The sequence below is a fragment of the Pseudomonas duriflava genome (assembly GCF_007830155.1).
Classification (GTDB): Bacteria; Pseudomonadota; Gammaproteobacteria; order Pseudomonadales; family Pseudomonadaceae; genus Chryseomonas; species Chryseomonas duriflava.
This window is the reverse complement of record NZ_VLKY01000005.1, coordinates 252,579-265,012: the sequence shown is the minus strand read 5'-3', so window position 1 is coordinate 265,012 and position 12,434 is coordinate 252,579. Positions and strand designations below refer to the sequence as shown.

Sequence of the window (12,434 nt, the reverse complement as noted above, 5' to 3'; positions counted from 1 at the left end):
TCGTTCTGGGTTACCGCTAGGTCTTTCTTCTGATCAAGGCTTCTCCTGCATTCCTTCCTCCAAACGCTTGCGCTCATAGCGATCCAAGAGCGGTTGTGTAGTAACGCCATGTATCAGAATGCTCAAGGTGATGACTGATAAGGTCAGATCTACACTGTGCTGCATGTCGCCTTCGGTAAGGCCATGATTCAAGGCATAACTTAGATAATAGAGACTGCCGATTCCACGTATCCCGAACCAACCGATTAGGGTTCGCTGCGCTGGGCTCACCTGGTTTCTGCTTAAGACCAGGCGAACACTCAAGGGGCGAATAAGACAGAACAGGGCAAATCCAATGATCAAGGCGCGCCAGTCCCAATGGGAGTAGAGCAGCACGCCGAGTAGGGTAACGAGCAAAACCTCCAAGGAGCGCTCCAGGAGATTGCCGAACGAAATCATGTCGCCCATCAGTACGCCGGCTGCCAGAGTCGGACTGGCTTTTTTCTCGTTGTCTAATCTGTTGGCCTGCACGATTGAGCCGGTTATATGGCCAAGAGTTGGCTGTGCCTGCTCCTCTGCAGGAATTTCTGCATGTCCGGATGACGATACTTCGGCACGCCGTAAGCCAAGGCCCGCAGCAAAGACCGAGAGAAAGCCCCAGGCCCCAACCGTGTCCGCCAGGACATAGGCAATGGCGATCAGAGCAAGCGCCAGAAAGTCGTTCGGGGAGATCGTGCTGTCGCGGTGCTTGACCTGCAGGTAAATAGCCAGGCGGCCAATGCTTTTGCCAAGGTAATAGCCGATCAGCAGCCCGGCGGGAACAGCCCAGACCAGCCGATGCAAGGCCCATTCGCCCAACCAGTCAGGCTGTAAGGTCCCATGGTGAACCAGCAATAGCCCCAGGACAACGAAAGGAAAGGCCATGCCGTCATTGAGACCGGCTTCGCCGGACAGTGCATAGCGAACGCGGTCGAAGTCTCGGGCATGCGCCACTTGCACAAGGCTTGCCAGGACTGGATCGGTGGGCGCCAGGATTGCTCCGATCAACAGAGAAATGCCCCAGTCCAGGCCAAGCAGGTAATGACAGACAAGACAGGTACCGGTGATGCACAGCACCATAATGGGGCCTGCCAGCCAATAAGCGCTGCGCCACGCTTGGGCCTTCAAGGGAAGCCGGAGTTTGAGCCCGCTTACGAACAGCGAGACCAGCACAGCCACCTCGGTCAAATGCTCCATCCAGTGCGCTACATCCTGAAAGGATTCATGCCATAGCCCGAGCCCCAGAGGGCCAATGGCTACGCCAAAGGCCAGGCACACCACCGAGGTTGTGACCGGAAGCCAGCGTAAATAGGCGGAAGCCAGGGCGAGGATAAGCAGGAGCGTGCCTAATACGGCAGCCCATTGGACAAAGCTCATCGGGCTCAAACTCTTCTTGCACTAAGGTATAAGGTTCGAGAGGCAAGCGGCAGACAAGGTTCACGTGTCGCCTGAGAAAGGCTTTATGTACAGGGGCATGCCTGCACGTGATATCGTCTGGACACCCCTTGTGTTTCCTTCTTTTACAAAGAAGACGGTGAAGCAATACTTCTAACGTTAAATGTGAAAAACTAAATAAATAGCACTACGCGGTCCGCTTTTATGCCCTTTATGCCCGATCACGCCTATGAAGCGGAGCGCTTGCGTTTACTGCATGTGCTCAACATTCTGGATACGCCAGCCGAGCCCTATTTCGATCGTATTACCCGGCTGGCGGCACGAGCGCTGCGTGCGCCCATGTGTTTTATTACCTTCATTGATGAAAGCCGCCAATGGTTCAAGTCCTGTTACGGCACATCGATGGGCGAGACCTCTCGCGAGACGGCTTTTTGTGCATACACGATCATGCAGGACGAACCTATGATCGTAGAAGATGCCTTGCAGGATTCACGCTTTCAAGACAATCCTCTCGTTACCGGGGCGCCTTATATTCGCTTCTATGCCGGTACGCCGGTGTACAGCAGTGAAGGGTTTGCCTTGGGAGCCTTGTGCGTTCTCGATACAAAGCCGCGCACGCTGAGTCAATCCGAACGGATCATGCTGGAAGATTTTGCCTTTCTGGTAAGCAAGGAAGTTCAGCTTCGGGAAACCTTGTTGCTCACTCGCGGCCACATGGCGCATTCTCAGTCGGTGATCGAGGCAAGTGAAGCCCGTTTCGGCAGGATGTTCGAGCGTGCCGCAGTAGGAATTGCCCAGGTCAGTACGGATGCGCGTTGGCTCAAGGTTAATACGGAATTATGCCGGATCGTCGGGTACAACCCCGAGGAATTCGAGCAACTGACCTATTGGGACCTGACCCATCCCGATGATGCCGCCGCGGACCGGATCCTGCTTAAACAGCTTTTGAACGGTGAGATCGATGTTATTGAGCAGGAGCGCCGTTACCTGAGCAAGCAGGGAGAGCCCGTGTGGGTCAACGTTAGTGTGACCAAGGAAGTCGAACAGAACGGAAAGCCAGAATACTTTGTTGCTATTGTCAGTGACATTCGCACCCGCAAAGAGGCAGAAGCCTCGCTCGAAGAGTTACGCCGTGATCTGGAGCATCGCGTTGAGCAGCGTACCCAGGCGCTGCAAGAAGCTAACAGGCAACTGGCAGCTTCAGAACAAGCCTTGCGTAAGCGGGAAGCCGAGCTGAGCAGTGTTATCGAGAACGCCAACGACGCCTATGTTGCTGTCAACGCGGAAGGCATTATCACGGCCTGGAACCGTCAGGCCATGGAAACGTTTGGCTGGACACCGGAAGAAGCCATCGGCAGCATGATGGATGATCTTATCGTACCGCCGGACCTGCGAGAGCGGCATCGGTTGGGTATGCAGCGCTATTTGACGACGGGTAATGCCACGGTTCTCGGGCAGCGTCTGGAGTTACCTGCTCTCCGGCGCGACGGAAGCGTCGTGCCGGTGGAAGTGCGTCTCCGCGCCCTCAATCATGACGGTCAGATTGTGTTCAGTGCTTTCCTGCACGATATCAGCGAGCGGAAATTGGCTGAGCAGCGGCGCGAGTACGAAGCGCGTTACGATGTCCTGACCGGGCTGTTTAACCGTCGTGCCCTGATCGAATTGCTGCCGCGTGCAATGGCTCGGGCGGAACGTCAGCGCGTGTCTATGGCCTTGCTATTCCTTGACCTGGACGGCTTTAAAGCGGTCAACGATAGCCAAGGGCACGATGCGGGCGATGCTTTGCTTCAGGAGATTGCCCGTCGTTTGCAGAAAGGCATTCGTCAGTCGGATGAGGCGATACGTCTGGGCGGGGATGAATTCACAGTCATTCTGGAAAATCTGGCTGAGGCTGAAGCGGATGCCCGTCAGGATGCGTGCCGATTGGCCGAAAAGCTGCTTGAGTCGATTTGCCGCCCGGTGGCACTGGTGCACGGCGAGGCTTTTGTTAGCGCCAGTATTGGCATCACGCTGTATCGTCCGGGCTCAGGATGTAGCCCGGACGATCTGATCAGGGCGGCGGATAAGGCCATGTACGAGGCGAAGCGGACCGGGAAATCCCGCGTTTATCTGTTATAGGTTAGTGAGACCCTCCGGCTACGGCCTTGCGCTCGGTTTCCTCATCCAATAGCTCGCGCAGGGCACTTAGCAACGGATGGGCGGCGGTGTATTGCTGCCCATAGGTCAGGTTGAAGGCATAGTCGAAATCCGGCGGGTTCAGGCCCTGATTGTGCTGCAGAATGGTTTCCAGCTTGTCCAGCCCTTTGACCAGTCGGGCTTCGGGCGAGGCGGCTTCTTCATATTCATCCCACAGGTTCACAAACTCCGCTTGGAGTGCTGGTTCCAGCGGGGTGAGCAAGGTCAGTAAATCTTCGCGCTCCGCTTCTGACTTTTTCTGTTCGGGCCGCTGGGCTACGGCAGGGATATCACCATGGATAGCTTCGCCCAGATCGTGAATCAGGCTGATCTTGAGCAGCTTGGTAAAGTCGATGCCATCGAAGTGCTTTTCAAACACCATGGCCATAAGGCACAGGCGCCACGTATGTTCAGCCGTGCTCTCCTGTCGCCCGGTCGATGTATGGGCGCTGCGAAGAACATCCTTGAGCCTTTCGGCATCCTTTAGGAAGCGAAGGGCTCCCATGAGTTCTCTAAGTTCCATGCGGTCCGCTCCGATGAGTCCATTGAAAACATATTTTCGAAAGGTTTAAGGCATCACTTTTCAAGCAAAGTGCGTTCAGCGGTGCCTTTTACTTCGTGTCTCTGCTTAACTGATGCGTTTGACCACGACGGGAGCAACGTAATGGAAACAGGCATAGGCGTATTGGGGGTCGGCAGTCTTACTGAATCCGTCGTCAAGGGATTGCGCCGCGGTGGCTACACCGGCCCGATCATGCTTTCGCCACGCAATGCGGACCGCTCTGCGGCGCTGGCCGAAAACTTTGGTTGTCAGGTTATGCCTGATAACCAGGCGGTAGTCGAAGCAGCCCGGACAGTAATCCTGGGAGTACGCCCTGCGGATGTAGCTACCGTGGCCCAGGCGCTGTCATTGACGGAAGAACATAGGGTGATTTCGCTGGTTGCAGGTTTGGAGCTGGCTGCATTGAATAACCTGTTTGCGCCGGCGCAGAGTGTACGTGTCATGCTGTCAGTTGCCTCGGAAATTAATGCTACAACCGTGGCGCTGTGTCCGCCGGCCGAGTGGGCGCAAACCCTGTTGGCACCGCTGGGTAACATTTTTCCCTTGGCGCATGAAGAGCAACTGGATGTCGCAACCGTTGGTGCCTGTATGAACGGCTGGTTCTACTATTTCCTGCAAACACTCCAGGACTGGTATGAACAGCAGGGGCTTTCATCCGAGCAGGCCCGTTTGGTAGTAACCAGCAGTATGAAGGATTGCCTGGCTTATGCCGGGCAGCAATCCGCGCAGACCTTCAAGACCATTGGCGACAGCATCGCCACGCCTGGCACCTATACGGCGCTGGGGGTAGACGAGCTGGTCAAGGGCGGTGCGCTGGATGCCTGGCCGGATGTCTGTACGCGAACATTGGCCGCTTTGCGGGAGCGGATGTCATAGGTAAAGCTTCAGGTGCGCGAGCACCTGGCTCTTGGAAATATACCCCAGTAGTCGCGGATGGGTTTCGCTTTCCACCACTGGCAGACGCTCGCCTGGGTGATTAAGGAAAGCCTCCAGGGCAACGGTCAGGTTGTCATAAGGATGCAGTGAGGGGATAGGGCTGCCCGGCAGGTTCTGGGCAGTTGCCTGCTCATTCAGCATGCCTTGCGCCAGAGCTTGATTCAGGTCCCTAAGTGAGACGACCTTAAGGAGATGGCCGTCCTCATCAATCACATAGACGAACTTGACGATCTGTTCTCGAAAGGTTTCCAGTACTTCGTCTAGCGTGGCGGAGGCTGCCACGGTCTGTCCGCCTTCGCAGAGGATCGAACGTACTTGTAGGTTGCGCGTCTGGTTGCGCGCTTTCCAGAGTTCATTGTTCTTGACGGTGACGGCATACATCGAGCGGGGCGAAAAGGCGCTGCTGATGAAATAACCGGCCACTACACACAGCAGAAGAGGGAGGACAATGTCATAGCTCAGCGTCATCTCGAAAACCATCAGGATGGCCATGAGCGGCGCGCGGCTGGTGGCTGCGAGAAACGCGCCCATGCCAACCACGGCATAGATGAAGGTAGGCGCGTGCCAGGCGGGTGCGACCTGCTCGATTACATGGCTAAACAGCACGCCAATGGCTGCGCCTACAAAAAGTGTGGGGGTGAAAATACCGCCTACCGTTCCGGTTCCGGCTGAAGCCAGGGTTGCCAGTACCTTGAACACCAGCAGGGCGGCTACAGTCATCCAGGGCCAGGGACTGTTGATGAAATCGTTGATAACGCTGTACCCGTTACCCCAGGTTTGTGGGTAGGCGATTGAGATCAGGCCGACAACCAGCCCCCCTGTACCCAATTTGACAGGTAAGGGTATAGGCAGGCCCTCCACTCGGTGGCGGGTACTGTCCAGCAGCCAGAGAAAAACGGGTGCCAGCAGACCCAGCAGAATGCCCAGCAGGATGAATGGCACGTCCTGCCCCAGACTGAGCGGCTCGAACGGCGGGACGGTATAGATCGAATGGTAGCCGGGGAGGGCACGCATGGTCAGGTTGGCTACCACCGAGGCCATGATCAGGGGAGGCATGCGCTCTGCCACGATGCTGCCTAGAACAATTTCGGCTACAAAGAAGGCCCCGGCAATAGGGGCGTTGTAGACCGACGTGATTCCGGCCGCGGCACCGCAGGCCACCAGGGTTCTCAGCTGCTCCGGGGAAATTCGTCGGATACGGCCCACCAGCGAAGCGCACAGGGCAGCAAGCTGCACCATAGGACCTTCCTGGCCAATGGAGGAGCCAGTGGCAATCGAGCACAGCGAAGAGCTGCTACGGGCCAGGGTCTGCCGTACGGGAATGCGACCGTCGCCTAAGGTAATTGCTTCCATGTAATCCGAGCGCAGAGCGGCCTGGGCATAGCGCCGACTGAGCAGGAGCAAAAAGCCTGCGACCACGCCACCTACTGCCGGCAGTAGCAGTCGGATATACCAGGCACTCCCTTGAGCAAGTTCTACCACATCGGCCGTTTTGCCAAAGGCCGCGATATGGATAAGGTCGATGGCGTAGCGAAAGGCTACGGTTACGAGGGCGCCCACGATGCCGATGGGAATAGCCCAGAGAAGCGTATGCAGGCTTTCGGCATGGTTGATGTGTTCCTGCAAGCGCTGTCGTGTCGCTCGAAAATACGCTGTCAGTTGGGCGAGCACCCTCATAAACGATCCGCAACGGCCAGTGGGTAATGGTGGGATCATGGACCATGCACTGCTTCACGGCTACCCGAAAACGTCTGACGCCGTTCCGGCTGCGACCTGCAAAGCAGATGAGCCTTGATATTCAAGGCGCTGGAGCCCGCTTGGCGTGAAATGTGCTCCACAGAGATTTTTATGGCGATACTGCCTGTTTTCTGTCGCCCAGACGAATTTCTGACGAGCCCGATATTATGGATACGCGATTTTCCTGCACAGGCTGCGGCAAGTGCTGCACTGGTCATCATGTTCCGTTGACCCTGGTGGAGGCTCGCCAGTGGAGCACCGATGGCGGACAGGTGATCATTCTGGTCGAAGGTTTTCTTGATGATACGGGGCTCGGGCTAAAGGGGCTGGAACTGTCAGCCGGGCAGCGGGAGCATGCCCAGCGACGATCTATTCCGGTCCGCTGCGGCGATACCCAGGCCTATGTATCCATTACCTTCGCCTCCTACAATCCGGGCCGTTGCCGGAACCTGGGTGACGACAACCGCTGCGCCATCTATGAGCGGCGCCCCTTGGTTTGCCGTATCTATCCGATGGAAATCAATCCACACATTCCGCTTCGGCCGGAGATGAAAGATTGCCCACCGGAATCCTGGCAGGAAGGGGCAGCGTTGATTCATGGTGGCCGTGTGGTCAACCCTCAGCTGGCTGCGTTGATTGAGCAGTCCCGCCAGGCCGACCGTGACGAGATCGGTGCCAAGACGGCAATCTGTGCCTTGCTGGGCATTAGCACCATGGCGCTCAAAGGCGATGGCTTCACGGTGTATCTGCCGGAGATGGAAGCCTTCATGACGGCGCTGGAGTTGGTACGTCAGCAAGAGGCACTGGACCGGCTGGCCAATCAGATGGACTGGTCTTTGCGCGTGTCGAATGAGGATCTTGCCAGTCAGCTGGAGGAAACTGGCGCTTTGATCGCGTCGGCCCTTGAAGAGAGTTATGCCTTTATCGCGCTGGGCGCTGCGTAGTGCTCGGTAGCGGTGAATGGGCTGCCCGGGTTTACCGCTTATCCGCCCTTACATAACCTTTACGTTAGCGTACTATTTCTTTCCAGAGATTCGCGGTTTCATGAATGGCCGGCTTTTTCAATGTGCCGGGCTCCTGAGGAGGAGAAAGTCATGATTCGCCAAGTGTCCAAAATTGCCCTTCTGGCCGGGTGTCTGGCTGTAGCCGGACAGGCCTCTGCCCACGGAGGGCCTGGTCCCGGTGCGGCCGTTCTAGGGGCTGTGGTCGGTGCTGTCGTAGGAGGGGCGATTGTGGCCAGTTCGCGCGCTGCCGAGTCGCCAGTCTATGTTCAGGCTGCTCCGCCGCCGCAAGTGGTCTACTATCCCGCCCAGCCGGTGTACTACCAACCCGCGCCCCAAGTGGTGGAGGTTGTACCAGTGCCGCCACGTTATTACGGCCCGCCGCCCGGCTACTACGGCCCACCTCGTTGGTAAAACCAAGCCCCGCTTCGTACGGGGCTTGCTGTTTAAGGCGGCTACCCCATTGATTAAGCAGATTCTTTACCTTGTGAGCGAAGCGGCGCCTGCTCTGGCACGCGAAATGCTAACGATAGGTAGCGTGCCAAAATACGGTAGGCCCCTAAAGAAATGTAAAGAATGTATAAGTTTTGTAGCTTAGGGGCCTTGACAATGAGTGGCTCTTAAGTTTGCGCTTTGGAGGCCGATAGTAATAATGTGCCTGTGCGACCTTGTGGTTTAGCCAACCCCTCGTTCTGGTTCGCCGTTTTTCGATAGACAAAGGCCTATGGCTCATCGTGTTGAAAAGCGACACGAGATGTTCACACTGCTCATCAATGGATACTAATTTACACCTCAGCCATGAAGACTTTTCATCCCCTCACTGCTGATCCCTCTTCTGAACCCGCGGATACCCTGTCTTCTCGTCTGAGCCAAGACGAGTATGCAGCTATTCAGCGCGTACTTAAGGAAGGCAGTGAGGGTGATTATGTGGTCAGCGAAGAGGATAGACTCAACGATGCAGCTTTCGCCTGTCTGTTCAAGCGGGACGAAAACGATGCCTCTACTCTTGTACGTAGCGGCTCCCGTGAGGCTGGTTATCAGGCGCGGCTATTTGAGGCGGCTATAGCACTGATGGGCTCCTCCGCTTACTTGGCAGCTGGTCAGCCTGGTCAAGACAACCTTGATCAAGCGGCCTATGAGTGCCTGAAATTGGCGCGTACCCTGGTTGCCCAGTTTCTTGGCACCGGTACATGGAAGGAGCTACCTTCCGATTCGTGAGTTCTGTTCCCTCTGTTTTCTCTTCATGGTCTCAAGTGCGCGGTTCTTGTCACTTCATACAGATATTCCTGATAGGAACATTGCACAAGTAGGGCGAGTCGCATAATCAAGGCATCGAAATGAGAACGTTTCCATGCAGGCGCTCAAACGAAAATTGGAAGAACTAGACCCGCCGCTTAAACATACCCTTGAGGAGCGGGAGGGTACGTTGATTATTACCCTGTTCGACCCACAGCTTCCCGCCAAGACCCAGCGCAGCTTTAGTGCGCGACTCTTACACAACCGTGAACTGTTGTATGAGGTGGTCCGCGACGCGGTAAACGAACTTCGGGCGATAGGGGCCTACCCGCCTTTGGACGCCAAAGCATTGCTAACCGACTAAAGAGCCGGATCAGGCATTACCCTTGGCGCTACGCTGCCAGCCTGGCATCAAGGGCTATTGATCAGCACCTTGATGCATGGAGCATGTGCTCTAGAGCAAAGGATCCAACCGGGCTGTATCCGGGCCGTAAAGGTCTGGCGTCATCGAAGGCTGGCGAGTCGGAATAGACTGAGCAATCGTAGATTCTTAGCTATTCAGTACGATGACGCAGCGCCTTGGCACTGACGGCGGCTGACAGCATGGCTAACACAGCGGCGATGGCCAGTCCGGTCCGTGGCGCCTGATCAGGCAGTAGGCCAAGCAGAACTGCGATCAGGGCAGCGCCCAGAGCCATCCCGGTTTGTCGTGCGGCCGCCTGCATGCCGCCCGTGGCACCGCTGCGAGCCTGAGGGGTAGAGGTAAGCAGAACACGGTTGTTAGGCACCTGAAAGAAGCCAAAGCCAATACCGCTCAGGCACAAAAACAGGACCAGGGGCAGCGAGTGCTCATCCATAGGCCAGAGGGCCATGCCAGCCAGCCCGGCCGCTATGCCAAGGCCACCAAAGACGCACAAGCGCTGCGGTGGGTAGACATCGGCCAGGCGTCCAGAAACCTGCGCTGCCACGGCGACTGCCAGCGGCCAGGCCATCATCAGCGCACCGGTATGCAGCGGGGTAAAGCCCAGCTGGTGTTGGAGATAGAATGGCAAAGCAATAAAGCACAGCATCTGCGCGGCAAAGGCGCACAGTGATGCCAACATGGCATGCCGAAACAGTGGGTACTGGAGCAGATCGACAGGCAGCAAGGGGGCGGGGTTACTCCGCTCATGGCGTAGCAGGGCTACTAGGCAACCTGTGGCTGCCATCAACAGCGGAACGCCCAACAAAGGTTGTTCGGCCAGCCGCTCCAGGCCGCTTATCCCCATGCAAAAAAGCCCGATATTGAGCATGACGCTGAGCGGATCAAGGCGCCGCGATGCACGCGGGCTGGTTGGTAGCGCCCGGAACATCAGCAGCACCAGTACGCTGATAGGTAAGTTGATGGCAAACAGCCAGGGCCAACTGGCATAGGTTAGGATCGCCGCACCTAGGCTAGGGGCCAGCGCTGAGTTCAAGGCTACGCACAGCGCATTGATGCCGATTCCACGACCTAGCAGGCGTTTCGGATACGTCAGCCGGACGATGCCGGCACTGACGCACATGATGGCCGATGCTCCAGCCCCTTGCAGTGCTCGGGAGATGACTAATGAGGTCAGGTTGCTAGCCAAGGCGCAGCCTAGTGAGGCCAGGCTGAACATCATCACGCCGCCGATAAAGACACGCTTTAGCCCCACTCTTTCGGCCAGGGCTGAAAGAGGGAAGAGGAGGGCAACCAGCGCCAGCTGGTAGGCGGTCACGATCCACACCGAGGCGGCAGCGTCGACGTTTAGTACCTGGGCAATGCTGGGAAGCGCCAGGTTGGCAATGCCGCCGTCGAGTACGGTCATGCTGATAGCGGCCAATAGCGCAGCGATAGCCTGGTAGCGGCGCGGAGTCGGCAGGCCATCGGCCAGGGCGGCGTTGGGGGCTGCGAAAGAAGACATTCGAATGAGCGCTCGGTAATAGCTAGAGCGCTAATGATACGTGGCTTTCACCTGTGAAATAAAAGCAGTAAGCCGAATAGCCCTCAGATATGAGGCCTGGCAGTGGACCCGCTTACGGGTCGAAGGAATAACGGCGCGGCCGTTCGGGCTTGTCTGGGAAGCGCGCCGCCAAAGCCTGCGGGTGTGCCTGGCGTAGCGGTTCAAGCAGGGCGGACAGGCCGTTGTGATCGATTTCTTGCATCAATTGAATGAGCCGACCGATCTCTCCCTTGGGAAAGCCTTCGCGTGCAAACCAGTTGAGGTAATGACCGGGCAGGTCGGCAATCAGGCGTCCTTTGTACTTGCCGTAGGGCATCTCGCGCGTGACCAGGAGTTTCAGGTCCTTAGGGTCCATTGCATCCTCTCGTTACTGCCGGGCTCATGGCCTCGATAAGCCCGGTAGTTTAACGAAGCCAGAGGCCTATGTAAGGACCGCAGATCAGGCCTGAACCGCCTGGGCTGCGCGGATCACGCAACGGGTCAGCTCCGGCGGCGAGAACTTGGTTAGCACATCGTTGGCACCGGCCCGCTTGGCCTTTTCGCTATTCATCGAGCTGTCTAGGGATGTGTGCAGCAGCACATAGATTCCACTGAAATCAGGGCTCTCACGCAGGCTTTGGGTAAAGGCATAACCATCCATACCCGGCATTTCGATGTCAGAGACCACTACATTGATTTCATTGTCGGAGCCTTGTAACTCCAGCAATTTTTCAATGGCTTCCTGGGCGCTGCGGGCCGTCTGGCAACGAATATTCAGGGCTTGAAGCGTGAATAGCGACTGGTTGAGGGCAACCTGGCTGTCATCGACAATGAGCACCCGAGCCATGGTCAGGGCAGTGGCTTCGTTATCGCTAAGAGCGGACGGTTCGCACGGTATGGGCTCCGGCGCGATGCCATGAATAACCTTCTCGATATCCAATACCTGAACCAGCTGCCCTTCAACCTGGGTGACGCCTGTCACGAAGGAACGGGTACCCGAGCCATAGGGCGGCGGCAAAATATCGCTTGAGCGGGAATGAATGATCTTGGCTACGTTCTGTACGTGAAGAGCCTGCTTGGAGCGGCTGATCTCCGTCACGATCAGACAACCGCCATTGGGATCAGCCAGCGGTTGCTCGCCAATCGCACGACTAAGATCGATCACTGACAGGGACGCCCCACGCAAGGTCGTGATGCCTTTGACATGAGGGTGTGAATCCGGCAGGCGGGTCAACGCCGGGCAGGGAATAATCTCGCTGACCTTGAGCAGGTTAATGGCCATGAGCTTTCCGCTACGCAGGGAAAACAACAGCAGCGAGAGCGAGTCATCGGAAACAGCATGTTTGGTCATGAGATACCTGTTGCAAGAGAAATCTAAGCAGGACTTCGCGGATACCACGCCTTATCGGCCATAACCGGAAAAAGTTGAGA

General features: G+C 56.8%; 12 protein-coding genes. 6 read left to right on the top strand and 6 right to left on the bottom strand.

What is annotated here, in order from left to right:
- Positions 1–33: 33 nt before the first annotated feature.
- Complete coding sequence (locus IQ22_RS09390; protein ID WP_145141019.1) at positions 34–1,395, bottom strand: cation:proton antiporter; 1,362 nt, start codon at positions 1,393–1,395, stop codon at positions 34–36.
- A 222-nt stretch (positions 1,396–1,617) separates the two neighbouring features.
- Here IQ22_RS09390 and IQ22_RS09385 point away from each other — a divergent pair, with 222 nt between their 5' ends.
- Complete coding sequence (locus IQ22_RS09385) at positions 1,618–3,531, top strand: sensor domain-containing diguanylate cyclase (RefSeq protein WP_145141017.1); 1,914 nt, start codon at positions 1,618–1,620, stop codon at positions 3,529–3,531.
- A 1-nt stretch (position 3,532) separates the two neighbouring features.
- Here the strand turns inward: IQ22_RS09385 and IQ22_RS09380 are convergent, their stop codons facing one another.
- The gene (locus IQ22_RS09380; protein WP_145141015.1) at positions 3,533–4,111 is read right to left on the bottom strand and encodes an HD domain-containing protein; all 579 of its coding nucleotides are present in this window, start codon (positions 4,109–4,111) and stop codon (positions 3,533–3,535) included.
- A gap of 141 nt (positions 4,112–4,252) precedes the next feature.
- On the opposite strand from IQ22_RS09380, the gene IQ22_RS09375 reads away from it, so the two are divergent.
- Positions 4,253–5,026, top strand: coding sequence for an NAD(P)-binding domain-containing protein (locus IQ22_RS09375; RefSeq protein WP_145141014.1), 774 nt, complete (start codon positions 4,253–4,255; stop codon positions 5,024–5,026).
- Here IQ22_RS09375 and IQ22_RS09370 read toward each other — a convergent pair.
- Positions 5,021–6,763, bottom strand: a complete 1,743-nt coding sequence (locus IQ22_RS09370) for a ClcB-like voltage-gated chloride channel protein (RefSeq protein WP_158635423.1) — start codon at positions 6,761–6,763, stop codon at positions 5,021–5,023. The two genes, IQ22_RS09375 and IQ22_RS09370, sit on opposite strands and share 6 nt — an antisense overlap.
- A gap of 227 nt (positions 6,764–6,990) precedes the next feature.
- Between IQ22_RS09370 and IQ22_RS09365 the strand changes: the two genes are divergently transcribed.
- The 4 genes from IQ22_RS09365 (at position 6,991) to IQ22_RS09350 (ending at position 9,424) form a co-directional block, all read left to right on the top strand.
- Entirely contained in the window at positions 6,991–7,767 is a 777-nt protein-coding gene (locus IQ22_RS09365) for a YkgJ family cysteine cluster protein (RefSeq protein WP_145141010.1), read from the top strand.
- Between the two features lie 150 nt (positions 7,768–7,917).
- Entirely contained in the window at positions 7,918–8,238 is a 321-nt protein-coding gene (locus tag IQ22_RS09360; protein ID WP_145141008.1) for a hypothetical protein, read from the top strand.
- A 384-nt stretch (positions 8,239–8,622) separates the two neighbouring features.
- Positions 8,623–9,042, top strand: a complete 420-nt coding sequence (locus tag IQ22_RS09355; protein ID WP_145141006.1) for a hypothetical protein — start codon at positions 8,623–8,625, stop codon at positions 9,040–9,042.
- 133 nt (positions 9,043–9,175) lie between these two features.
- Positions 9,176–9,424 carry a hypothetical protein gene (locus IQ22_RS09350; protein ID WP_145141004.1) on the top strand — a complete coding sequence of 83 codons (249 nt, stop codon included), beginning with the start codon at positions 9,176–9,178 and terminating at the stop codon, positions 9,422–9,424.
- A 190-nt stretch (positions 9,425–9,614) separates the two neighbouring features.
- Here IQ22_RS09350 and IQ22_RS09345 read toward each other — a convergent pair whose 3' ends face one another.
- From IQ22_RS09345 to IQ22_RS09335, 3 genes are all read right to left on the bottom strand, one after another.
- A complete protein-coding gene (locus tag IQ22_RS09345) occupies positions 9,615–10,985 on the bottom strand; it encodes an MFS transporter (protein WP_145141002.1) in 1,371 nt (456 codons plus the stop codon).
- A 112-nt stretch (positions 10,986–11,097) separates the two neighbouring features.
- Positions 11,098–11,379 carry a DUF3820 family protein gene (locus IQ22_RS09340; RefSeq protein WP_145141000.1) on the bottom strand — a complete coding sequence of 94 codons (282 nt, stop codon included), beginning with the start codon at positions 11,377–11,379 and terminating at the stop codon, positions 11,098–11,100.
- 84 nt (positions 11,380–11,463) lie between these two features.
- A complete protein-coding gene (locus IQ22_RS09335; RefSeq protein WP_145140998.1) occupies positions 11,464–12,354 on the bottom strand; it encodes a chemotaxis protein CheV in 891 nt (296 codons plus the stop codon).
- Positions 12,355–12,434: the final 80 nt, after the last annotated feature.